Source organism: Ochrobactrum sp. BTU2, assembly GCF_024539785.1.
GTDB classification, from domain to species: domain Bacteria; phylum Pseudomonadota; class Alphaproteobacteria; order Rhizobiales; family Rhizobiaceae; genus Brucella; species Brucella anthropi.
On the sequence record NZ_JAHWRG010000001.1, the window covers coordinates 337,059 to 361,157 of the forward strand.

The following is a 24,099-nucleotide window of genomic DNA, read 5'->3' on the forward strand; positions in this document are numbered from 1 at the left end:
CGTTCCCTTGTTTTGCCCCGCATTGGTGCGATGACGATATATTTTTGTTATTTTCTTACATTATCGGCTTAATCTGCACTTTCAAGCGAAAAGTTTTGTTGCAAACTTACATTTTGACTTTTACGCTGGTGGGAATAAACAGGTGCAGAAAGCTGCCGCATAAAAGGGGAATAGCGTGGAGCAAGCAGGCGAATTTACCGGAAAGTCGGTACTGGTTACCGGAGCCGGTGGCGGTGTTGGAAGCGCGCTGGTCAAGCTGTTCTCTGAACGCGGCGCCCGCGTGATCGGTTGCGATACGACACTGGAGGCAATGACCGGCGATGATTTTCATGCGCGTCATGCCTTTGATCTGCTTGACCGCGACGGGCTGGAGCTGGCTGCAAAGCGGATAATAGCGGAATCGGGCTTGCCCGATATTGTCATCAACAATGCGGGCTGGACCCGTGCCGAGACCTTCGATGGGCTGGATCAGGGCAACATCGACGCTGAGATAGACCTCAACCTGACTGCGGTTGCCGGATTTTCAAATGTCATGGCGCAGGCCATGGCGGCACGCGGACACGGCGTTTTCGTCTTCATTTCCTCGGTCAACGGTCTCCTGCATTTCGGAAACCCGGCTTATGCGGCTGCCAAAGCCGGAATCAATGCCTTTGCGCGTGGTATTGCGGTTGAGTTCGGAAGGAAGGGCGTGCGTGCCAACGTCGTCTGTCCGGGGTCGATAAGAACACCCGCATGGGATCATCGTATCGCGCAGGATGCGAGCGTGCTGGAGCGCCTACAGCGGTTTTATCCGCTGGGGCGCATCGTTGATACCCGCGAGGTGGCAGAAACGGTGGCATTTCTGGCCTCTGACCGCGCATCGGGGATTACCGGCGCGATCCTTCCGGTCGATGCCGGGCTGACTGCGGGCTGCCGTCCTTTCATCGAAGATATTCTCGGAGGGAACTGACCGATGAAAGAGGTTTCTCTGCGCGGCATCACCAAGACTTTCGGACAATTAACGGTCCTCGACCATGTCGACCTCGATATTCAAAGTGGAGAGTTTCTCGTACTGGTTGGCCCTTCCGGCTGCGGAAAATCCACGCTTTTGCGGATGGTGGCCGGGCTTGAACCCATTTCCGGCGGTGACCTTCTGATTGGTGGGGAACGGGCTAACGAGTTGCCACCGCAAAAGCGCAATATTGCGATGGTGTTTCAATCCTATGCGCTGTTTCCGCATATGACGGCGCGTGAAAACATCGGCTTTGGTCCGCGCATTCGCGGCGAAAAGTCAGAAGAAACGGCCGCGAAGGTGGACAGGGCGGCGTCCATCCTCAATCTCCATTCCTATCTTGATCGCTACCCACGCCAGCTTTCAGGCGGGCAGCGCCAGCGCGTCGCCATGGGGCGCGCCATTGTTCGCGAACCATCGGTATTTCTGTTTGATGAGCCGCTTTCCAATCTGGATGCGCAATTGCGCGTACAGATGCGTACGGAAATCAAGGCGCTACATCAGCGGCTGAAGTCGACGGTGATCTATGTCACCCATGACCAGATTGAGGCCATGACCATGGCCGACCGGATCGTGGTTATGAATCAGGGCAGGATTCAACAGATCGGTGCGCCGCTGGATCTTTACGATCGTCCCGCCAACAAGTTTGTTGCGAGCTTTATCGGTTCGCCGTCGATGAGTTTCATTCCGGGAACTGTGTCAGACGGAGTATTCCGTACCGAAGAGGGCGAGGAAATCGCTGTTGGCGCGGGATCATCCGAAACCCGGCAGGTGGAAGCAGGCATTCGACCGGAAAATTTTACGGTCGCGCCGGATGGCAAAGGGCTGAAACTCACCGTCGAGGTGATCGAGCCGACTGGTCCCGAAACGCATATTTATGGCCGGATCGCAGGACAGCCTATACGAGCTGTGTTTCGCGAGCGCATACATCTTGCGCCCGGCGAGCAAGTGCCTGTAACTGCGAAGAGCGAACACATACATCTTTTCGACAAGGATAGCGGTCTCCCGCTTTGAATTTCCGATGAGCAAGGTTGCCGACATCATCACGCGGCTGCATGTCGTGGCGCAGGACGGATCGAAATCCGACCGGAGGCTGGCTGCGCTCGTGCTGGCCGATCCCGATTATGCTTCCAAGGCGGCAATCTCGGAAATTGCGGCCAGAGCAGGTGTCAGCGAACCCACGGTGACACGTTTTTGCCGGGCACTTGGCTGTGACGGGGTTCGCGACTTCAAGTTCTTTCTGGCGCAGGCCTTGGCCATCGGCGGGCAGTATCTGACGGCTGAAATTCCCGCGCGGGATGTGCGTGAAAGCCGCATAGCGACGGCTGTGACTGATGCGGCAGTTGCCGCTATTCAGCGTGCCAGCGACGGGCTCGACATGGGCGTCTTGATGAAAGTGGCCGAACGGCTTGCCGCCGGTGGCCCTGTGCTATGTCTCGGGTCTGGCGGCATCTCGTCCATGCTGGCAACAGAAATGCAGAACCGCTTGTTCCGGCTGGGTATTCCTGTCAGCGCGCAGGTTGATGGGCAATTACAGCGCATGTATGCCGCCGTCACCACGCATGAAACAACGGTAATCGCTTTCTCCGTCTCCGGCTTTGCGCGTTCGGTGGTGGAGGCCGTGCTGGTTGCGCGGCAATATGGAGCGCAGACAGTCGCGATCACGCCTGCCGGTTCCGATCTCGCCAAGGCGGCGGATGTGCTCATTCCATATCAGGCGAATGAAGACGGCAATATCTACAAGCCGACATCGTCACGCTTCGCGCTGCTGGCCATTCTCGACATGATCGCCACGGCGACAGCAGAAGCGCGTGGCCCGAAGGTGCTGGAAAGCCTGCGCCGCATCAAGCATAGCCTCAATACGCTCACCATAGACGATCCGCGCTTGCCGCTTGGAGACTGATCCATGACCAGACCGAAAACCGTTCACGAGGTGGATACACCTGCGATCCTCATCGATATTGATCGCGTGAAGGCGAATATCGCCAAGGCGCAGGCCCATGCGGATGCGGTGGGGGTTAAACTGCGTCCGCATATCAAGACGCATAAGCTGCCGCTCTTTGCCAAAATGCAGGTGGAAGCGGGCGCGACCGGGATCACCTGCCAGAAGCTAGGCGAGGCAGAAGTCATGGCCGATGCCGGGCTGACGAATATTTTCCTGCCCTACAATATTCTGGGACAGGAAAAGCTTGATCGCCTTCATACGCTGCATCAACGCATCACCCTGTCTGTAACGGTCGATAATCGAACCTCCCTTGCAGGACTGGCGGCGCGTTTCACCGATGAAAAGCATCCGTTGAAAGTGCTTGTCGAATGCGACACGGGTATGGGGCGCTGTGGCGTGCAGACGCCAGCCGAAGCCCTGGAGCTGGCACGCATTATAGACCAGAGCGCAGGACTGCGTTTCGGTGGTCTGATGACCTATCCCGCAGCGGGCAAGCCGGACGAGGCTGAACAATGGCTTTATTCGGCACGTGAGTTGCTGGAGGCGAATAGCCTTCCCTGCGAGACGATTTCAAGCGGCGGCACGCCCGATATGTGGCGCAAACCCAGCGACAGCGTCGTCACCGAATATCGCCCCGGTACCTATATCTATTTCGACCGTTATCAGGTCGAAAAGGCCGCGGCGACAGTGGATGACTGCGCCTTGACGGTGCTTTCAACGGTCGTCAGCCATCCAACATCAGAACGAGCGATCATTGATGCCGGGTCCAAGGCACTATCCAGCGATACGCTGGGACTGAGCGACTTTGGTGAAGTGATGGGCCGTCCCGATGCCCGTGTGATCGGCCTGAGTGAGGAGCACGGCAAGCTGGTTGGTGATGTCGCGGGTCTGAAGGTTGGTGAGCGGCTCCGAATTATTCCCGACCACGTCTGCGTTGTTTCCAATCTCTTTGATGAAGTTCATCTTGTTTCAGGCGAGGATGTCGTCGATATCCTGCCGGTCGCCGCACGTGGGAAATTAAGATAATCAGGAGGATAGCATGAAGGGTGCGGCCAATCCGTTTGCTGGCGACAAGGATCGCGAGCAGATTTGGGAGATGCTTGTACGGCGCGATATCGAGGCCTTCGTATCGCAGGACTGGTCATTGGTGGCCGATGATTTCGATGAGGTGCGCTTCCTTGGCATTCATGCGCACAATGATCGCGATCCTGACAATTGGGACGCCGGTTTTCCGACGCTCGCAAGTTATCGCGATGAATGGCTGCGACAGGCAGCGGAGAGTGCAGCGGTGGAATATGCCGAATCTCTGGCGGACGGTATCTTTCGTGCGACCAACCTGAGTGTGATCGATATTACCGGCGACGTCGCTCTCGCACGGAAAAAATTCGATGGAACGATCGCCAGAAAGGACGGAACAATCGATCGTCTCAACTGGCAGACGCTTTATTTTTGTCGTCGCGACGGGGCGCGCTGGAAGATCACCGGCTTTGTCGGATATATGGCTTATCGTTGAAGAAACAGGCCTTTGAAACAGGTCTATCACGGCGCGGATTGTTCAATCCGCGTCGTCTTTATGTATAGACTAGATAATTCCGAGCGACAGTATAATCACACTATTTTTCTGTAATTATAGTCATTTTTATCCCGAATTATACTAATTCGGACGATGTCGCAGCTGATAGCATATTTGTCGCAGGGTGTTCCGGTAATTGACTGGATCGGGACTACTATTGTCTTCAAGCTGGTCGATTGCCTCCTGCTTTAGGCAGTGTCGAACAGCCCTCGAAATGCGTCGTGCAACCCTTCAAAAAAATCATTCAAGGGGACGGTTGCTGGACGGATCATTCAGATGAATTCACGGCTGTGGGTGGACATGTCGGGAAATGACCTATATAGAATCAAGCAATCTATCGATAATCATTCCATGCGGACAGTTTGCGGAACGCAGATCGCGTGTGGGCACTTTGCGCTGGAATGAAGTTCTATCAATGTTAAAAAGGAGATTAAGTCCGCCAGCACAGCGGGGTTAAACTTAATGCATGGTATTTTATACAAGGAAGAAAGTATGAAGTCGCCGGCTGAGACGAAAATAAGCTTGAAGAGCGTTTTTAAAGTCTTCGGCGATGACCCGGAGCGTGCAATGCAAGAATTGCGCGCAGGTAAATCAAAAACCCAGATTCACAGCGAACTTGGCGCAACAATCGGCGTCGATGATGCGACCTTCGACATCTATGAAGGCGAAGTATTCGTTATTATGGGCCTCTCCGGCTCGGGCAAATCCACGCTTCTGCGTCTGCTCAATCGCTTGATCGAACCGACTGTCGGTTCCATCGAAGTGGACGGCCGCGATATCGTCAAAATGACGAAGCGCGAGCTGATCGATCTTCGTCGTCGCGACATGAGCATGGTGTTCCAGTCTTTTGCGCTCCTGCCCAATCGTTCGGTTCTGAACAATGCGTCGTTCGGTCTCGAAGTGGCCGGAATGGGTGAGGCGGAACGTCACCAGAAGGCACTGAAAGCACTCGCTGCGGTTGGTCTTGAACCATATGCTCACAGTATGCCGGATCAGCTTTCCGGCGGTATGAAGCAACGTGTCGGACTGGCGCGCGCGCTGGCAAGCGAGCCGACCATTCTTCTGATGGACGAGGCATTTTCTGCCCTTGATCCGCTGATCCGCACCGAAATGCAGGACGAACTCAAGCGGCTGCAGGCTGAACATAGCCGGACGATCATTTTCGTGAGCCATGATCTGGACGAAGCCATGCGTATCGGTGACCGTATCTGCATCATGCAGCACGGCAAGGTCGTCCAGGTGGGAACGCCGAACGAAATCGTGTCCGCACCGGCCAACGATTATGTTCGTTCCTTCTTCCGCAATGTCGATGTGTCCCGCGTATTCAAAGCCGCCGATGTGGCTCGCGACGACGAGCTGATCGTGTTTGAACCCGAACAGCTGGCGACGGCGCTCGAGCGTTTCGACGCGAGCGGCAAGACGTTCGGCGTGTTGATCGATGCCGACCGCACATATCGCGGCATGGTCAGTCGTGATGCGCTGGCAAAGGGTGCTGTCGCGCAGGATGGCGAGAGACTGGATAGCGTCTCTGCTATCGAAGCCGAAGCGCCGCTTGCCGGATTGCTGACACAGGTGGCGGAAAGCCCTTGGCCGGTCCCGGTCACTGACCGCCAGAACCGTTATGTCGGTGCTATCAGCAAATCGGCCTTGCTTGAAACGCTTGGTCGCGCGGGCTGAGACCTGCGCGCCAACGGCCTTTTGCCTGATGAAGGCAGAATTGGTCCAATCCAGAAGAAATACGGAAATGGACGGTAAAACATGGATTTGAATTTCAGTGTCGGCGGATGGGCGGATGTTGTGGTCAACTACATTCTCGACCACTTTACGCCCGCGCTCGATATGATCGCAGCCGCCATCGGTTTTGTGACTGACGGTATTCAAAACGCTCTTCTCGCAGTTCCGCCGATAGGTGGGGTCGCAATTCTTACACTGCTCGCGCTGTGGCGTGTGGGGTGGAAGTTCGCGATATTCACGGCTCTCGCATTGGGCCTTATCATCCACATGGAATTGTGGACGGGCACTATGGAAAGCCTCTCTCTGGTGCTGGCATCGACGGTTATTGCTGTCGTGATCGGCATTCCGCTTGGCATCGCCATGGCGCGCAGCGATACAGTCGCCTCGATTGTGCGCCCGGTGCTCGACCTCATGCAGACGATGCCCGCTTTCGTCTATCTCATTCCGGCAGCAATGTTTTTTGGCCTCGGTGCCGTGCCCGGAACAATTGCGACGGTGATTTTCGCCATGCCGCCGGTTGTGCGTCTGACCAATCTTGGTATCCGGCAGGTACATGCCGAATTCGTTGAAGCCGGGCTGGCCTTCGGCTGCACATCACGGCAGCTTCTGTTCAAGGTGCAGCTTCCAAACGCCATGCCCTCGATCATGGCCGGCATCAACCAGACGATCATGCTGTCGCTTTCAATGGTGGTCATCGCGTCGATGATCGGTGCGGGCGGCCTCGGCAATACAGTGTTGACCGGCATCCAGCGCCTCAATGTGGGCCTCGGCTTTGAAGGTGGCCTTGCAGTGGTCATTCTGGCGGTCATTCTCGACCGCATTACCCAGAGCTTCGGCAAGGGCGGAGCCGGATTTTTCAAAAGGCTCGCATCTTTAAGAAAGGCGGCGGACACTCAGTCCGCCTCGTCCTTTCGCAAGCAGGAAGCATGAAGAAAGCCAAAATAACCAAGAATAACCCAATAATAACAATGGGAACTGATACCAATCGAAAAGGAGAAGCTATGTTAGGCAAACTAACCAAATTCGGTCTGGCGGCAGTTGTGGCGGGAACGATGACCATGGGCGCAGCATTTGCGCAGGACGGCAAGCCGGTGAAGATCGGCTGGGCACCTTGGTCGGATGCTGAGTTCGTCACCAAACTTGCCAAGAAACTGATCGAAGACAATCTCGGCCAGAAGGTTGAGCTGGTTCAGACGGACGTGGCCCCACTTTATCAGGGCGTGAGCCGTGGCGATATCGATGCCATGATGATGGCCTGGCTGCCGGAAACGCACGCCGATTACTATGCACGCGTGAAGGACAAGGTCGAAGACCTAGGCCCGCTCTATGAAGGTGCAAAGCTCGGTTGGATTGTTCCGGCTTACATCCCGGAAAGTGAGATCAGCTCCATTGAAGACCTGAAGAAGCCGGAAGTTCGCGAGAAGCTGAAGGGCGAAATTCAGGGCATCGATCCGGGCGCAGGCCTCACTCGTCTATCGCAGGAAGCGATCAAGAAATACGGGCTGGACTACAAGCTCAATATTTCGAGTGAAGCGGCCATGCTGACGACAGTTGACCGCGCCACACGTTCCGACGGCTGGTTCGTGGCAACCTCATGGAGCCCGCACTGGATGTTCGGCAAGTACAAGCTGCGTTACATTGCCGATCCTGAAGGCGCACTGGGTGGTGCCGAACATATCGACGCCATTGCACGTAAGGGCTTCAAGGAAGACAATCCGAAAGTTGCTTCATTGCTGACCAAGATGAGCATTCCGATCAGCGAGCTCGAAGCTGCGATGTTCGATGCGCAGGAAACATCCTATGAGAAGGCCGTCGATAAATATATCGCGGACCATCCGGACCGCATCAAGGAATGGCTGGCTGAGTAATCAGCTCCGTAAGAAAGCCCCGGGAAACCGGGGCTTTTTCATATCCTATCCTCTTCGAGCGATCAAAATGCCCGATATCACGATGATGCCGCCCAGAGCCTGCAACATGCCGATAGGTTCCGACAGGATAGTCCAGGCAAGAAACGCTGCGACAACCGGTTGCAGAAGCAGGGTGAGTGACGAGAACGATGCCGGAAGATAGGCGAGGGCATAAGCGATCATGCTCTGGCCTGCGGCATGAGTTACCCATGCTAGGCCTGCAAGAATAAGCCATCCATAGAGCGTGGCAGGCAGTATCTGACCTTCCATGAAATACGCAACCGGCAGCGAAAAGACGGCTGCAATCGCGCTGCTCCACAGCATGATGCGCATGGTGGAAAAGCGGCTGCGCAAGCGGCCAACCGAGAGAATGTAACCGGCATAGAAGACTGCGGCCAGAAGCGCCATCGCATCGCCGGACGATTGGGACTGGAGAAGCTCGCCCGGTCCACCCTTTAGCACGACGACGCCAATGACCGCGACGGCAAGGCCGATCATGAAAGACGTGCTCACGCGCGAGTTGAAAAGCAACCAAGCGCCCAATGTCACGAAAATCGGCGCCATATTGGCAAGCAGCGTGGCATTTGCAACGGATGTCATGTGCAGCGACAAGTGCCACGCGCCGAGGTCGAAAGCGATAAACAGGCCTGGCAGGGCGAGGCGCAAACAGTCGGACAGCGTGAGCGGGGTAGTATCCTTTTCGTCGCGCCGTTCGCGACCATCCATGAGCAGAAGCGGTAAAACTGCGAGTGCAAGACGCCAGAAGCCTGTTGCGAGCGGACCCACCTCGGAAAGTCGGACAAAGATCGGCGAGCTGCCAATAGCGATTCCGCCAACGATCAGAGCGGTCATCGCCAGACGTTGCGCATTGGTAGGAGCGGGGCTTGCGGCGGTGGTATGCGACATTCTCAAACTCAAGGTTGCGCCGAAATCGTTCTGCTGCCCGCGCAATGCACGCAGCTAAAGAGCGACTGCCGGCTTTGGACTGAACTGGTCGTGGAGAAAGTCGAGCACATTTCTTTCACCATCCACGTTCTGAATATTGTCCGTCATGTCGCAAAAGAATGGGAACGAAGAAAATTTTGCCCGCGACATTGCTATGACGCGGGCTTGCTTATTCCTCTTTGAGAGAGGCGTCCAGCATTGGGTTATCGCAGAAACCGGAAATTTCATCACGTTTCTGTTCGACACATCGTAAACTATATGAAAAAGCGCCCTCAAAGGGCGCGTTTCCAATTATCAACGAGAATAGGGCGAATAGCACTGTCTGCGCGGCCCATTATAGGGCTGGAATGTATTGTCTGAGGAGCGATAGGATTTGTAGCGGTTATAGCACCACTGAACATGCGCGTTGGACATCCTCGATGCACGATAAACGGGGCGAGGCTGACTTACGGCACCGCCAATGATGGCACCTGCGCCGAAAGCTGCCAGCGGATACCACCACCCGTCATTATAGCGACGATAGCCATGACGATAATGCCGATAGCCGCGATGACCGTTCCAGTATCCCGGCCGGTGGGGCCTATGGCTATTATAGTGACGTGGCGGGCGGCGATGATCGCGCACCTGTTCCACATTATGATTGATGACCGGACGTTCCAGATTCAAAGGCGCTGCCATTGTCGGCGCGATGGACGTCGCTCCGAAGATCACGGCCAACGCACCGACACAGGTCTGTTTGAAGATATTCACGTGCAACCCTCCGTCTTAGGTGATTAAGGTAAACGCTTGAAATATCGATTTGTTCCCGCTTCTCTACAGGCGGAAAGCCGGGTTTTCGCTGTTTTGGGCAGGCCTGAATGTTGCGCAAAATGAAAGGGAGCAGGCTCCTCCCCAAGAACCTGCTCCCCAATGCATCGCCCCCCGCCATAGGTGGTGCGATGCTTACTTCTATGGCCCTCGCCGAGCCTGAATTCAGCGTGTCAGACCTTACCTTCGAGTGCAGCATTTAGCAACTTCAACGCGCGTTCTTTTGTCAATTCAATCGGGTTGCCGCCAGCGGTTGGATCGACGATAGCCATCTCGGCAATCAGGTCTTTCCGGGCGTCATCCATTGTGAGGCCTTTGATGAATTCGGGCAGCGTATTGGGGACGCTCAAATCGCTCCGCAATTTCATGACTGCTGCCAGAAATCCGTCGAACCCGCCCTTGATGCCGAGATAATCGGCAAGCCGTTCTATACGCTTTTCGATGGCAGATCGGTTCTGAAGCAGGACATAGGGCATGAAAACCGCATTCGTCATGCCATGATGGGTATCATAAAGGGCACCGATGGGATGCGACAGGGAATGGATTGCACCAAGCCCTTTCTGGAAGGCTGTTGCACCCATTGCGGCCGCTGCCATCATGTTCGCACGCGCTTCAATATTCTTGCCATCGGCATAGGCGGTGGGAAGGTTTTCAAGAACCAGACGGATACCCTCCACCGCGATGCCATCGGCCATCGGATGAAATCCCGGAGCGCAATAGGCTTCAAGGCAGTGTGCCAGTGCGTCCATGCCAGTGCCCGCAGTGATGAAAGGTGGCATTCCGGTGGAAAGCTCAGGATCGGCAATGACTGTGATCGGCAGCATCTTGGGATGGAAGATGACCTTCTTGGTATGGGTCGCTTCGTTGGTCAAGACACCTGCACGGCCAACTTCCGATCCGGTGCCAGCGGTCGTGGGCACGGCAATGATCGGGGCAATTGCTTTGCTGTCAGCGCGCGTCCACCAGTCACCAATGTCTTCGAAATCCCAGACCGGTCGTGTCTGCCCTGCCTGAAAGGCAATCAGCTTGCCGAGGTCGAGCGCTGAACCACCACCAAAAGCGATGACGCCATCATGCTTGCCGCTTTTGAAGACCTCAACGCCCGCATAGAGATTGCTTTCGACCGGATTAGGTTTGACGTCGGAGAAAACCCCGTATTTCACACCAGCTTCATCCAGAATAGCGAGCGTGGACGCCACCACTGGAAGTTTTGCCAGACCGGGGTCAGTCACAAAGAGCGGATTCTGAATGCCAGCGGCCTTGAGGACGACAGGCAATTCCTTGATGCGGCCTGGGCCAAAAAGCACGGTGGTGGGGAAATTCCATTTGGCAGTCAAAGTGGTCATGTCGATTGCTTTCCAGAAATTCAATTCAGATCAGATTTTCTCACGCAGGTGGAAGGATTTCGGTCGCGTGAGATTGCCGTAGCCGATGGGTGACAGGGCAGCACCCTTGCCAGTGTCTTTGACCCCGGTCCAGACAAGTGCGGGGTCGAGATAATCGCAGCGGTTCATGAAAACCGTGCCCGTTTCGATGCGGTCACCGAGAGCGGCAGCGTGGTCCGTATCTGCTGTCCAGAGCGAAGCTGTAAGGCCGTAGATGCTGTCATTCATGAGCGCGAGAGCTTCCTCGTCATTGCGTACTTTCATGATGCCGACGATGGGGCCGAAGCTTTCTTCACGCATGACGCTCATCTGGTGGTCGACATTGGTGAGCACTTCCGGCGCGACATAGGGAGAGCCCGCGCGATCATTCTCGACGCTCATATTGACGTGGGCCTTCGCACCCTTGCGCAACGCTTCCGCCTTCTGCTCGCGGATGAGATCGGCAAAGCGCGCCTGCGCCATTGGTCCGAGCGTCGTTGAGCTATCCAGCGGATTGCCGACGACATATTGCTTCGTCAGGTCGATGAAACCATCGACGAAGCGGTTATAGACTGCTTCATGAACATAGATGCGCTCGATCCCGCAGCAGCACTGGCCGGAATTGAAAAAAGCACCATCGACCAGATTGGCGACGGCATGGTCCAGATTGACATCAGGAAGCACATAGGCCGGGTCCTTGCCGCCAAGCTCCAGCCCGAGCGTCATGAAGGTGCCCGCAGCAGCCTTTTCGATGGCGCGCCCCCCGCCAACCGAGCCGGTGAAATTCACGTGGTCAATTGTGCCGGATGCAAGCAACTTTTCCGTCGATGCGTGATCGAGAACGATATTCTGGAATACACCCTTGGGCAGCCCGGCCTTCTCAAACGCTTTTGCAAAGCGTTCACCAGCCAGAAGCGTCTGCGTGGCATGTTTGAGGATCACAGTGTTCCCGGCCATAAGTGCGGGAATGATTGTGTTGACGGCGGTGAGATAGGGATAGTTCCACGGTGCAATCACCAGAACCACGCCAAGCGGCACGTGCTTCACATACCGACGGAAACCATCCTTCTGTGTGGGCACATAAGGTTTCAGCGCCTCTTCGGCGATATCGATCATATATTGGCCGCGTTCCTGCACGCCGCCATTCTCCCCGCCGTAACGGGTCGGGCGCCCCATCTGCCATGCGATTTCAGGGATAATCTCTTCCTGCATCCCGGCAAGCGCATCCAGTGCGGCCCGGCAATAGCGCGCGCGCTCAGCAGTACTCAACTGAGCCCAGCCTGTTTGCGCAGCGCGCGCTGCCGCCACCGTCGAGGCGATTGCAGCCTCATTTAAAAAAGGACGCTCGGCATATACCGAGCCGTCTATCGGAGAGATGATCTTGGCCGTGCCGCTCATCTGCAATTTCCTCTGAAGTCTGGCATTGCGTTATTCATTTCGGGATCGGTCACGCGGGTCAATAGCGCTCGAAACCGCGATGTAGTTCCCAGTCGGTTACGCGCCGGTCGTATTCGATCTGCTCCCAATGGGCGGTGTGGACATAGTGGTTGACCACAGCGTCCCCAAAAGCTTCCTTGAGAAACGACGAGTTCTTGAGCGCCTGTGCGGCCTCCCGGAGCGTGTAAGGAATTTCCTTGAGTTTGACCGCACTATAGGCATCGCCGACAAAGGGCTCATCAAGTTCCAGTTGTTCATCTATGCCTTGCAAGCCCGATGCGATAAGCGCTGCAAAGGCCAGATATGGATTGAGATCAGCACCACCGATGCGGCATTCGATGCGGATGCCTTTCGTACCTTCGCCGCAAAGGCGGAAACCTGCAGTGCGGTTATCCTGGCTCCACATGATTTTCGTCGGCGCAAAAGTGCCTGCCTGAAAGCGCTTGTAGGAATTGATGTAAGGCGCCAGGAAATAGGTGTAGTCGGTGGCGTATTTGAGCTGTCCGGCCACCCAGGAACGCATGAGCGGCGTCATAGTGTATGGGGCTTTCGGATCAAAGAAGAGCGGTTCCTTGCCATCGGCGCTCCAGATGGAATTATGCACGTGGCTGGAGCTTCCAGCCTTGCCGTAATCATACTTGGCCATGAAGGTGATGCATTTGCCGTGTGCTTCGGCGATTTCCTTCATCGCATTCTTCATGATGACATGGCGGTCTGCCATTTCGAGCGCTTCGGCATAGCGCACATTCAGTTCTTCCTGTCCCGGACCCCATTCGCCCTTGGAGTTTTCGACCGGAATTCCCGCTGCCGCGAGCTGGTTGCGCATTGCGCGTAGAACCGGTTCCTCCTTGGTGGTCAGGTGGATGACATAATCCTGCACGTAAGGAGATGCCGTTTCCATATCCTGCCAGTGCTTTGCGCGGGCTGTCTTATAGGTCTCGTCAAAAAGATAGAACTCAAGCTCAGACGCGAAATAGGCGCGATAGCCGCGCTCGTGCAGGCGCGCGAGCTGTTTCTTGAGGATAGCACGCGGGGAATGCGCCAGATCCTGATGGTCGTGATGATCGAGCACGTCGCAAAGCACGATGGCGGTCTTTTCCAGCCATGTGGCGACGCGCAAGGTCGAAAGATCCGGCTTGATGACAAAATCACCATAGCCCTTGTCCCATCCGGCGGCCTCATAGCCCGGCACTGGTTCCATATCGATATCGTCGGCAAGAAGATAGTTGCAGCCATGGGTCTCGTCGTAACCAGATTCCACGAAAAACTGTCCGTAGAAGCGTTTGCCGATCAAGCGTCCCTGCATGTCCACAAAACATGCGAGAACCGTATCGATTTCATCATTCGCAACAGCTTTTTTCAATGCATCGAAAGTCAATTGTCCGGCCATTTATGCTCGCTCCAGAACGGAAAAAAGTGATGGACGCGGCACAGTGTGCCGCGTCCAAAATCCTTAGGCATAACGGTAAGGTGCGCCCGCACCTCGCATGGTTTCCTGATATTTTTTCAGGATTGCGACGACTTTGGCGTTTCTCTCGCTCTTGGTTGCGATTTCATCCCAGAACTGTTCAGCAGCGTCCTCGATCTGCTTCCATTCCGATTCCGGAATAGTTGTCAGTTCCAGCTTCCCACCGGTGGTGCGATAGTGAGCTTCGCCCCACCAGTACCAATGCTGGCGATAATAATGCGATGAGTCCATTGCCAGCTTGAAGAGCGTCTTCAGGTGATCCGGCACGGCGTCCCATTTCTCGGTATTCGCGAAATAGGAACCGGCCCATGCGCCGTTGATATTGTTGGTCAGATAGTACTTGTTGATGTCGGCCCAGCCAACCGTATAGGCCTCGGTCGCGCCACACCATGCAACGCCGTCGAGTTCGCCAGTCTGGATAGCGACTTCAATATCTTCCCACGGCAGCGTGACAGGCACGACGCCGAATTTGGTCAGGAAGCGGCCACCGGTCGGGAATGTGAAGACCCGAAGTCCCTTTAGGTCAGCAACGCTGCGGATCGGCTTGGTGGTTACGAAATTGCACGGGTCCCAGGAACCGGCGCTGAGCCATGTGACGCCCGGAATTTCCTTATAGGCTTCCTCCCAGATTTCATTGAGTCCGTACCAGTTGAACAGGGCAGGCACATCGAGGCTGTAGCGCGATGCAAAGGGGAAATAAGCCCCAAACACCGCGACATCGACTGGTGACGCCATCGAGTCGTCATCACTTTGCGCGGCGTCGATTGTGCCGGACTGAACCGCGCGGAACAGCTCACCCTGCGGCACAAGCTGGTCGGCAGTATAAAGTTCGATCACCATCTCGCCATTGGCAGCCTTGTTGAAGGCGTCGATAGACGGCTTGATGACGTGCTCTGCAAGTGCCGGACCTGCATAGGTCTGGAGCCGCCATTTGATCGGGCTCTGCGCCCTCACATATGGCGTTGCAAGCGTGCTTGCACCCAGCGCGCCAACGGTCGTCAGCCCGGCTTTCTTGAGAAAATCGCGTTTGTTAAGCTTGCTATTCTCACTCATGCCCATTCTCCCACTCTTGTTTGAGTTCACCCTTTATGTGTTCCGGTCTAGCCGTTCTGGCTCTTGTCACCGGCTTATGCGCATTCTCCCGTAATTATCGTCATCGTCCGGTGTACCAGTTGGGCAACCACATCGCGATCTGCGGAAAGATCATCAGAAGAATGATGGTCAGCACCATGAGGAAGAAGAACGGTACGATTGAACGATAGATGTCTATCAGCGTGACTTCCTTCGGGGCCAAGGCCCGCATCATGAAGAGATTGTACCCGAAAGGCGGCGTGATATATGCGATCTGGCAGGTGATCGTGTAGAGCACACCGAACCAGATGGCGTTGAAGCCGAGGCTCTTGACCAGCGGTATGTAAAGCGGTGCCACGATGACCAGCATTGCCGTGTCATCGAGGAACATGCCCAATATGATGAACGAAAACAGCATCAGTATCAGGATTGTCCAGGGCGACAGATCGAAGGTGTTCAGCAACACGCTTTCAATGGCTTTCACCGCTCCGAGGCCATCATAGACCGATGAAAAGCAGAGTGCAGCCAGAATGATCCAGAGGAACATGCAGGTGACGGTGAGACTGTTCCGTGACGTGGTTTCCCAGACAATCTTGTTGAGGCGTCCAGTGAAAAGCGCGGCAAGCGTTGCAAGCAATGCGCCGACGGCCGAGCTTTCAACAAGGCTGGTAACGCCGGTGAGGAACAGGCCCATCATCGCGCCGAAGACCACGAGTGGCAGAATGCCTGCGCGCAGCGCGACGAAGCGGTCGTGCCATGTGATCCTGTCCAGTTCTTCTTGTGGCAAAGTCGGTCCGAGCTCGGGCTGGAGGCGGCAGCGTATGTAGATATAGATCGCAAAGAGCGCGGCCATGAGAAGGCCGGGACCAATCCCTGCGAGCCAGAGCTGCAATACCGGCTGCCGGGCAATCATCGCATAAAGTACCAGCACGACGCTTGGCGGAATAAGGATACCAAGTGAACTGCCAGCCTGAATGACGCCCGTTACCATAACCTTGTTATAGCCACGCTTGAGAAGCTCTGGCAGTGCGACGGTAGCGCCGATTGCCATGCCTGCAACGCTCAGGCCGTTCATGCAGGAAATAATGACCATCAGGCCGATCGTACCCAGTGCCAGACCGCCGCGAATGCCGCCGAACCACACGTGGAACATGCGGTAGAGATTGCTGGCAATGCCCGATTCCGAGAGCATGTAGCCCATGAAGACGAAGAAGGGCACAGTGATAAGCGGATACCAGTTCAGCACCGCAAAGGTGGCATTATACGGCATCTCGAACGAGCCTTTGCCCCAAAGCAGGAGAGCGGCGAGCGAGCCGACAAAACCGATCACGCCGAATACGCGCTGCCCGGTCATGAGCAGCACCATCATGGTTGCAAACATGAAGAGCGTTATGAATTCCGAACTCATATGTGATGCCCTTCCTCAATGGCAGGACCCGCGATGGTGCTGATCGGCTGTCCACGCAGGGAGGCCCAGTCCTTGAAGAAATTGGAGACGCACTGCAGCAGCAGCAGGAGAATACCGACAGTCATGATGAGCTTGATCGGCCAGAGAAGCGGCGCCCAGGCGGTATAGTTCTTCTGGCTGTAAACGATGGCGTAGTTGGTCGATGAAATGCCACCGGCGACCATCACACCGAGATAGAAGATGATGAACAGGATGGTGATCATGTCGGTGATCATTTTCCTGCGCGGTGAAAGACGGTCAAAGAACAGGTCCATGCGCACATGTGCGCCCTGTTGCATGGCGTATGCTCCACCGAGCAGATAGTAGGCCGAGAGCAGAAACTGGGACATTTCCAATACCCAGTTGACCGGTACGCCGAGAACAACACGCGAAAAAGTCGAATATAGAAGGCAGGCGCCGAGCACGAAGAAGAGATACATCGCGAAGCGCCCGACATAGTAATTCACTGCATCAACATATTTGACGAACAGTCTGATCGGCTTCGGCATTTCCCGCTCCTTCAGGCTTTCTGTTCTGTGTTGCGAGGGTCAATTGCTTTCGCAATGTCCCTCAATATCGTTGCGAGTTTTTCGGCCCAGGCAATCTGTGCCGGACCATCGGCAATCTCATTGTTGCGAAGTTCGATCATCACGCAGGGCGCGTTGCGCGGACGCGCGTGCCGCTCCAGCGTGTAATAGACGCGATCGGCTGGTGAATAGGGTTCGTTGACGCCGACATTGAGCGCTGGATCTTTCCTCAGTGCGGCGATCAACGGCTTGCCGATCCGGTCATCTTCGTCGTGGATGATGCCGATCGGCCAGGGACGGGGGACGTCGCGATAGATGGGCGTGAAGGAGTGGATCGTCACGATCCACGATGCCTGTCCTCGTCGCGCACGCTCTGCAATCACGTGTTCGACAGCAGTGTGGAATGGCCGATGTGAAAGATCGATACGTGCCAGACGTTCCATGGAATTGAGCACGTGATTTCCGGGAACCACGGTCGTCTCGCTGATTTCCGGAATGAGGTCGTGAGCGTCGAGTGGACGATTGCAATCGATCAGCAGTCGCGAAAGCTGGCTTTCGACGAGCGGCGCGTGAAGGGACGAGGCGAGATGCCTTGCAACTTCCACTGCGCCTGGATCCCACGCGATATGTGCCTGCAAGGCATCTCCCCCCAGACCGAGCCCCTCGAAAGTCTCGGGAATGAAGTTGGATGCGTGCTCGCAGACAAGAAGATAGGGACTTTCCCCATCCTTGTTGAAGACAGAAACAGGCTCGCACGAAGCCGTGCGATGTTCTCGCTCGTCCGTCATTCTGTTTGTTCCCCGCGCTGTAACTTATGTTACGTTTTTTCCAATTATGCGCTATTGCGGATTATTTGATACGTCCTATGATTATTTGTCAAACACAATTTCGCCCAAATTCAAAAAGGGCGTTCAGGAACGGGAAGTGCTGTGCCGGTGCATGCAAGCGTTGCGGAACTGATCAATGAACGGATCGATACGATGCCAGCGGGCGAGCGTAGTGCCGCCCAGACGCTGATCGCCAATTACCCGATGCTGGGACTAAAAACTGTCGCGGAGTTTTCCGGCTTGGCCGGTGTCAGCTCCCCAACGATATTGCGCTTTGTGAACAGGCTCGGGTTTCAGAGCTATCCTGATTTTCAAGCGCGCTTGCAGGATGAACTCGCGGCTCAACTGCAATCACCGCACCACCGCAACGAACAGCCGGGAACCGGGCGAGACACAGCCTATCCGGCGGTGGAACATACGCTTGAGAATATTCGTGAAAGTTTCCGGCATTTGGGTGCAAAGCAGTTGCGGCAGGCCGTGTCGGCTTTGAGTGACGCCAAGGGCAATGTCTATCTGATTGGCGGGCGCTTCACTGACCCCATTGCGCAATATATGGCGGCGCATATGACGGTCATTCGCCCGCATGTCTTTCACTTGGGCGGACAGGAGAGCGTGTGGCGTGACCGTCTTCTCGATATGGGAAAGCGCGATGTTCTGGTGGTTTTCGATATTCGTCGTTATCAGGACAGTCTTTTGAAACTGGCTGAGACGGCAAGGTCACGAGGCGTGGAAGTCATCCTCGTGACCGACCAGTGGCTTTCACCGATTGCACGCGTGGCGCGCCATGTTCTGGCGGGACGCACGGCCGTACCGTCAGCCTGGGATTCTTCGGCAGCGCTCTTTGTGCTGGCGGAAACGGTCATTCGCGAAATGACCAGAATGCTTGAAAAAGACAGTGCCGCCCGCATCGCGGAACTTGAAGGATTACGCTGAAAGGGTTGTCGGTACGCGTTTTATTCCAACCCACAGGCCCGTAGAAACAGCGCCGAAACCTCTTTCTCGATCCTTTCGAGATCGAGCGGTTCGTCCTTGTCGAGTTCCATCATGCTGCGAACCTGCGTTTCAAAGTCGGCATAATGCTGGGTGACGGCCCAGATATGCATCTGAAATAGTAGGGGATCGACAGGTTTGATCCGACCATCATCCACCCACGACTGGATGAGTTTCACTGCATTATGGGTCGCTGCGACGTGCTTTTTCCAATGGCGGCTCAGATAAGGTGCGCCATTGGCAATTTCTGTGGTGAAAAGGCGCGAGGCTTTGGGGCTTTTCTGGCTATATTCGAGCTTGGCGCGGATATATTGGCGGATCACCTTGGCAGGGTCGTCTTCGGTACTGGCCCCGAGGAATATGTCTTCCCATTCTTCGAGGATGTAGACGATGATATCCTCGTAAAGCTCTTCCTTGCTCGAAATATAGTAGTGCAGTTGCGGCTTGGTGAGACCGGCGCGGTGCGCAATGCCTTGCGTGGATGCCCCCGCAAGGCCTTTTTCGGCAAATTCATCGATTGCGGCAGCCCGTATTGCACCGAGAATGCGCCGCCTGCGTCCGAGAACCTTGTCCCGTCCGGTCAGTTCGGTGTCGTCATTCCCGTCGCCGTTGTTCATTCATGCCTGCCGCGATTGAGGAGGGGTTATTGCCCCAGCTTTTTCTTGATGTCGAGCCCCACGCCCTTATTTACGAAGGCATCGGTCGCGACCTTGCTCATGTCGAGTTCGTCGCCGCTGACAATCCCTGCCTTGCGGGCGAGTTCGTAGAACGCCTTGACGCGATCCATCGAGATTGCCCCAATTCCCTTTTCGAGCGTATCGCCACTGTCGATAAGCTGAAGGTTCTTGATCCGCTCCAGTTCCGCATCGAGCGTTTCTTTGCTCATATCCGGATTGTCTTTCAGGATCCGTTCGTAGGCTTTGCTGCGGTCGCCGTAGAGGAAATTGGTCCAGCCTTCCACGGAAGCGCTGACGAAGCGCTGTACCAGATCAGGGTTCTTTTCGATCAGATCCTGACGGGTTTCGATTGTATTGCCGTAAGTGCTGTAACCGTAGTCGGCGAGGAGATAGGTCGTAACCTTAGCGCCTTCCTTTTCTGCATAGATCGGCTCGGCGGTCGCATAGGCCTGCTGCACGACTTTCTTGTCGTTAAGGAACTGGGCGAGGCTATAGCCATAAGGGCGCAGCTGTTCGTCCTTGAAGCCGAAATCCTTGACGAGCCATGGCCAGAACGAGAACTGGCCGTCCTTCGAAATCAGGATCGTTTCGGCATTGGCCAGGTCCTTGAAGTCCTTGTACGCACCTTCATGCGCCATCAATGCCTGCGGATCCTTCTGGTAGAACGCGGCAACAACCGTCGTCGGCACGCCGTTGGCGACATTGTTGAACGACAGTAGCAAGTTTCCGGTCAGCAGGAAGTCGAGACGACCTGCAGCAAGCATCGGGCGATTGTTGACCTGCGGTCCGCCCATTTCGATTTGCACATCGAGGCCGTATTTTTCATAGGTGCCATCTGCGACAGCCTGATAGAAACCGCCGTGACCGGCTTGTGCGAGCCAGTTGGTACCGAGCGTCACCTTGTCGAGCGCATAGGCCATCTGTGCAGAAAGGCCCATGGAAAGTGCGGCCAACGCCGCAACCAGTGTCTTTTTCATTTGGTTCCCCTTGTTTTAATCAGTCAAAGCCATGTCAGCGGTCCAGCCGCGCGTTTTGCCCGGATTGAGCAGGCCATATGGGTCTGCCAGTTTCTTGAATTCGATCTGGACACTGTCGATTTCTTTCATGCCGCCATCCTCGATGGTGTAGGCATGCGGATCGTAAATATCGCAACCGTCAACCTGCTCCAGTTCCTTGATCAGGCGGTACATCTCGTCACGGCCTTCAAAGCGAACAAGCGGAAGCGCGAAAATCTGCACTTCTCCTTCAAGGCGCGCCATTTCATGATGCATATATTGCGTTTCGCCGTAGCGCTCGATCTGGCGTGTCACTACATCCACGTCAAACGGACGCGGATAGGCGACCTGCAGATAGGTCCAGCCTTCCTCGGCTTTCAGCGCCTGCAAGGTTGTGTGGTTCCAGCCGCACTCATAAGCAGGCTGCAAACCATTCTTGTGCAATTCATCCAGCGTCATGGCGAAGGAAATCTTGCCGCCAAATTCAGTGGCGAGCGCTTCGAAACGAGCCATTTCTTCCGGGGCAATCATGGCAAAAACCGCATCCTTGTCGGATGGGAACAGATCGCCGAACTTGGTGTAAAAGCGCGCAAAACGGCGATCTACAGTGGTCAGAAGATAGCAGTCGAGATTGCCTTCTAGCGCCTTGAGGCAGAAGTTGAGCGTTGCCTCGTAACTATCGAACAAGGCTGCAGTATGTATCCAGTCCGTTGCCTTGGTAAGACCGATTTCCAGCTCCAGAATGATGCCGTTGGTGCCATAGGCATGTTGAACTTTATGAATGTCGCGTCCGGTCAATTCGATAATCTTCGGCTCCGGTTCGACAGTCAGAACCTTGACCGAATAGACATTGCCATCGTCGCGCAACATGCCGTGACGCAATGAGCCGATGCCGCCTGAACCACCTGAGAAGAAGCCGCCAATCGTGGCGATGCGGCGGGTCGACGGATACATCAACAGTTCCTGACCGGTTTCGCGTACGGCATCGTCCAGACGCGAAATGCGCGCGCCGCCTTCCACGCGAACCTTGCCGGGTTCGATGGAGACGATGCGGTCGATCTTGGTCATGTCCAGAATGATGCCGCCTTCGAGCGGAACGCATTGACCGTAATTGCCGGTACCTCCGCCACGAACGGTGATCGGAATGCGCAACTTTGCGGCAGCAGCAGCAACGCGACGTACCTCGTCCTGATCCTTCGGAATGACGACGAGATCGCCGACATAATGGCCGATATCCTCGGTCAGGATGGGGCTGTACCAGAAATAATCCCGAGAGCGCAGTTCGACCTGCTTCGGGTCATCGTAGATGCGGATTCCGTCGATTTCGGCGCGAAATGCGGCCCAGTCGTAGATGCGCTGTGGAGCGGCAGAATTCATGTGGCTCTCCCGTTGATTTGAGGCACGGCAACGCCATTACGCCAGACGACGCGGCGAGCCTGCGGGCGGCTGATGAGATCGTTCAGGTCTGCTGCGTCGTGCCAGACAAAACTGGCCACGCCACCTGCCTGCGGTTGCTGCACGTATTCGCTGCCAATAAGGCGGGCGGGCAGGGTGGTGATGCTGTCGAGCCAGTCCTGCGGCTCGACATGGCAAACCGGCGCTGCGAGACGAAGTATGGCGAGCGGGTCGTAATCGCCATAGGGATAGAATGCATCGCGGACATTGTCGGAACCGAACATGACATCCATGCCTGCTGCGCGCGCTTCCTTCAACGGTGCAACACCGCGCAGGCGCGGAGACTTTCCGCCGATCCGGTCTTGCAGATAGAGGTTTGTCGTGGGTAGCGAAACGAGTGCCGTGCCTGCTTCTGCGGCAGCATGAAGAATGCGCTGCAGTTCGTCCGGCCTGCGCAGCGACAACGAGCAGGCATGACCGCACAGCACCCGACCAGCCATGCCATGGCGTTTGGTTGCCGATACGATCAGCGAGAAGCCGTCCGCTTCTACCTCCAGCCCTTCATCGACATGAAAGTCGAGGTTGAGGTCGTGCTGCACGGCAACACGGAACATCTCTTCGATTTTGGCTTCAAGATCCGCATTGCGATAGAAGAACGCGCCGAACACGCCGCCGTCTTTTGCAACGCGGGCCGCGATTTGCGAACCCGCATCAAGCACAAGATCGCCATGGACGAGCGCTGCAAGTTGAAGGTCGAGACGGTCTTTCCATTCCTGACGCAGTTCGTTGAGAACGGGCCAGGCAGTGGGCACTTCCGGTGTCGTCCAGTCAACATGGCTGCGCATTGCGCCGACGCCTTGTTCAAATGCGGCTTCAAGGCCCTGGGTCGCGCGGGCGCGAATATCCGCCTCACTCCAGTTCTTCCGGTCAGAGTTCATCAGGTCGATTGCATCGAACAGGCAATCCACCTTGGCGCCGCAATTTTCCGCAATGCGCCGGATCGTAAATGTCTTGTCCAGATGGACATGGACATCTGCGAAAAGCGGCGTGACCAAACCACCCTCCCTTGCCTGCGACGGCACAAGCGAGGCGATACGATTGCCTTCGATCTGGATGTCGTAGTGTCCGGTGCGACCGGCTATGGCCACCCCTTGCAACATTCTAGCGCTCACGACGGATCTCGCTTTCATGCCAGCGTCCGAGGACAAGGCGCGACAGCCAGCTTGTCACGAGGAAAATCACGATGCCGAGCAGCGACACGAGGAAAAGTGCCGCAAACATGCGCGGAATTTCGTTGCGGAAGCTCGATTCCAGAATGCGTGAGGCGAGCCCTGTGCTCTGGCCTGCCGTACCGGCAACAAACTCAGCGACAACTGCGCCGATCAGTGACAGGCCGCCGGCGATTTTCAGCGCCGCCATGAAATAAGGCAATGCGCTTGGCGCCAGCAGATAGCGCAGGCGCTGCCATGGCGAAGCACGGTAGAGCCGGAAAAGATCGCGCAGGTTGTGGTCGGCGCTGCGCAATCCAATCACGGTGTTGGACAGGATCGGGAAGAACGCCACGATCCATGCACAGATCAGCAGGGCTGAAAAAGTATCACGCACATAGATGAGGATCAGCGGCGCGATAGCGATGACCGGCGTGACCTGAAGGATAACGGCAAAGGGAAAAAACGCCATTTCTATCGGGCGCGACAGGGCGAAGATCATGCCGAGCAGAACGCCGCCAATAATGGCACAGGCAAGTGAAATCAGGGTTAGCTTGACGGTGAACCACATGGATGCCGTCAAGGATGGACCGTCCTTGATCAGGGTCTCGGCGACCAGCGAAGGAGCTGGGATCAGGTAATGCGGTACCTGATAGTAGCGGACGAGGCCTTCCCATATGCCGAGCGCGATGATGATTGCCAATGTCGGCATCATGATGCGCAAAGTGCGCTCGCGCCGGGCGAGGCGATCCTGTTCGGAATTGAGAACGGGCAGTTCGTTTTGCATCTGG

General features: G+C 55.8%; 23 protein-coding genes. 9 read left to right on the forward strand and 14 right to left on the reverse strand.

The features are described 5' to 3' along the window. Positions 1–175 precede the first annotated feature (175 nt). The 8 genes from KWJ32_RS01685 to KWJ32_RS01720 all read left to right on the forward strand — a co-directional run bounded on the left by KWJ32_RS01685 (position 176) and on the right by KWJ32_RS01720 (position 8,111). Positions 176–949 carry an SDR family oxidoreductase gene (locus tag KWJ32_RS01685; protein WP_012093246.1) on the forward strand — a complete coding sequence of 258 codons (774 nt, stop codon included), beginning with the start codon at positions 176–178 and terminating at the stop codon, positions 947–949. 3 nt (positions 950–952) lie between these two features. Beyond that, positions 953–2,005, forward strand: a complete 1,053-nt coding sequence (gene ugpC / locus KWJ32_RS01690) for a sn-glycerol-3-phosphate ABC transporter ATP-binding protein UgpC (protein WP_012093245.1) — start codon at positions 953–955, stop codon at positions 2,003–2,005. A gap of 7 nt (positions 2,006–2,012) precedes the next feature. After that, positions 2,013–2,894: a MurR/RpiR family transcriptional regulator gene (locus tag KWJ32_RS01695; RefSeq protein ID WP_010659077.1), complete on the forward strand. Its 882-nt coding sequence runs from the start codon at positions 2,013–2,015 to the stop codon at positions 2,892–2,894. Positions 2,895–2,897: 3 nt separating this feature from the next. After that, the gene (locus tag KWJ32_RS01700) at positions 2,898–3,962 is read left to right on the forward strand and encodes a D-TA family PLP-dependent enzyme (RefSeq protein WP_012093244.1); all 1,065 of its coding nucleotides are present in this window, start codon (positions 2,898–2,900) and stop codon (positions 3,960–3,962) included. Between the two features lie 13 nt (positions 3,963–3,975). Continuing rightward, positions 3,976–4,449, forward strand: coding sequence for a hypothetical protein (locus KWJ32_RS01705; protein WP_010659075.1), 474 nt, complete (start codon positions 3,976–3,978; stop codon positions 4,447–4,449). A 552-nt stretch (positions 4,450–5,001) separates the two neighbouring features. Beyond that, positions 5,002–6,186, forward strand: a complete 1,185-nt coding sequence (gene proV / locus KWJ32_RS01710) for a glycine betaine/L-proline ABC transporter ATP-binding protein ProV (RefSeq protein WP_040128650.1) — start codon at positions 5,002–5,004, stop codon at positions 6,184–6,186. Positions 6,187–6,267: 81 nt separating this feature from the next. Next, positions 6,268–7,173, forward strand: a complete 906-nt coding sequence (locus KWJ32_RS01715; RefSeq protein ID WP_010659073.1) for a proline/glycine betaine ABC transporter permease — start codon at positions 6,268–6,270, stop codon at positions 7,171–7,173. A 71-nt stretch (positions 7,174–7,244) separates the two neighbouring features. Beyond that, a complete protein-coding gene (locus KWJ32_RS01720) occupies positions 7,245–8,111 on the forward strand; it encodes a glycine betaine ABC transporter substrate-binding protein (protein ID WP_010659072.1) in 867 nt (288 codons plus the stop codon). A 45-nt stretch (positions 8,112–8,156) separates the two neighbouring features. On the opposite strand, the gene KWJ32_RS01725 is transcribed toward KWJ32_RS01720, so the two are convergent. The 9 genes from KWJ32_RS01725 to KWJ32_RS01765 form a co-directional block, all read right to left on the reverse strand. Then, positions 8,157–9,056 (reverse strand): DMT family transporter, encoded by a 900-nt coding sequence (locus KWJ32_RS01725; protein WP_094515633.1) that lies wholly within the window; start codon positions 9,054–9,056, stop codon positions 8,157–8,159. Between the two features lie 333 nt (positions 9,057–9,389). Beyond that, positions 9,390–9,845, reverse strand: a complete 456-nt coding sequence (locus tag KWJ32_RS01730) for a BA14K family protein (protein ID WP_094515635.1) — start codon at positions 9,843–9,845, stop codon at positions 9,390–9,392. A gap of 230 nt (positions 9,846–10,075) precedes the next feature. Beyond that, positions 10,076–11,248, reverse strand: coding sequence for an iron-containing alcohol dehydrogenase (locus KWJ32_RS01735; RefSeq protein WP_012093239.1), 1,173 nt, complete (start codon positions 11,246–11,248; stop codon positions 10,076–10,078). Between the two features lie 30 nt (positions 11,249–11,278). Further along, positions 11,279–12,664: an aldehyde dehydrogenase family protein gene (locus KWJ32_RS01740; RefSeq protein ID WP_094515636.1), complete on the reverse strand. Its 1,386-nt coding sequence runs from the start codon at positions 12,662–12,664 to the stop codon at positions 11,279–11,281. A 58-nt stretch (positions 12,665–12,722) separates the two neighbouring features. Beyond that, a complete protein-coding gene (locus KWJ32_RS01745; RefSeq protein WP_012093237.1) occupies positions 12,723–14,093 on the reverse strand; it encodes a glutamine synthetase family protein in 1,371 nt (456 codons plus the stop codon). Between the two features lie 63 nt (positions 14,094–14,156). After that, the gene (locus KWJ32_RS01750; RefSeq protein WP_012093235.1) at positions 14,157–15,224 is read right to left on the reverse strand and encodes a TRAP transporter substrate-binding protein; all 1,068 of its coding nucleotides are present in this window, start codon (positions 15,222–15,224) and stop codon (positions 14,157–14,159) included. Positions 15,225–15,324: 100 nt separating this feature from the next. Then, positions 15,325–16,650 carry a TRAP transporter large permease subunit gene (locus KWJ32_RS01755; RefSeq protein WP_012093234.1) on the reverse strand — a complete coding sequence of 442 codons (1,326 nt, stop codon included), beginning with the start codon at positions 16,648–16,650 and terminating at the stop codon, positions 15,325–15,327. Then, complete coding sequence (locus KWJ32_RS01760; protein WP_010659063.1) at positions 16,647–17,198, reverse strand: TRAP transporter small permease subunit; 552 nt, start codon at positions 17,196–17,198, stop codon at positions 16,647–16,649. The genes KWJ32_RS01755 and KWJ32_RS01760 overlap by 4 nt, the downstream gene beginning before the upstream one ends. Positions 17,199–17,209: 11 nt before the next feature. Continuing rightward, complete coding sequence (locus KWJ32_RS01765; RefSeq protein WP_012093232.1) at positions 17,210–18,004, reverse strand: N-formylglutamate amidohydrolase; 795 nt, start codon at positions 18,002–18,004, stop codon at positions 17,210–17,212. A 192-nt stretch (positions 18,005–18,196) separates the two neighbouring features. Here KWJ32_RS01765 and KWJ32_RS01770 point away from each other — a divergent pair, with 192 nt between their 5' ends. Next, positions 18,197–18,976 (forward strand): MurR/RpiR family transcriptional regulator, encoded by a 780-nt coding sequence (locus tag KWJ32_RS01770; RefSeq protein ID WP_231771610.1) that lies wholly within the window; start codon positions 18,197–18,199, stop codon positions 18,974–18,976. 20 nt (positions 18,977–18,996) lie between these two features. Here KWJ32_RS01770 and KWJ32_RS01775 read toward each other — a convergent pair whose 3' ends face one another. The 5 genes from KWJ32_RS01775 to KWJ32_RS01795 are packed head-to-tail and all read right to left on the reverse strand — an operon-like array spanning position 18,997 to position 24,095. Further along, positions 18,997–19,650 (reverse strand): TetR family transcriptional regulator C-terminal domain-containing protein, encoded by a 654-nt coding sequence (locus KWJ32_RS01775; RefSeq protein ID WP_012093229.1) that lies wholly within the window; start codon positions 19,648–19,650, stop codon positions 18,997–18,999. 26 nt (positions 19,651–19,676) lie between these two features. Then, positions 19,677–20,687 (reverse strand): ABC transporter substrate-binding protein, encoded by a 1,011-nt coding sequence (locus KWJ32_RS01780; protein ID WP_012093227.1) that lies wholly within the window; start codon positions 20,685–20,687, stop codon positions 19,677–19,679. 15 nt (positions 20,688–20,702) lie between these two features. Further along, a complete protein-coding gene (locus KWJ32_RS01785) occupies positions 20,703–22,082 on the reverse strand; it encodes an FAD-binding oxidoreductase (protein ID WP_012093226.1) in 1,380 nt (459 codons plus the stop codon). Further along, positions 22,079–23,290, reverse strand: coding sequence for an amidohydrolase family protein (locus tag KWJ32_RS01790; RefSeq protein ID WP_231771551.1), 1,212 nt, complete (start codon positions 23,288–23,290; stop codon positions 22,079–22,081). The genes KWJ32_RS01785 and KWJ32_RS01790 overlap by 4 nt, the downstream gene beginning before the upstream one ends. Then, positions 23,262–24,095, reverse strand: a complete 834-nt coding sequence (locus tag KWJ32_RS01795) for an ABC transporter permease (RefSeq protein WP_040128658.1) — start codon at positions 24,093–24,095, stop codon at positions 23,262–23,264. Before KWJ32_RS01795 ends, KWJ32_RS01790 begins: the two co-directional genes overlap by 29 nt. Positions 24,096–24,099 lie beyond the last annotated feature (4 nt).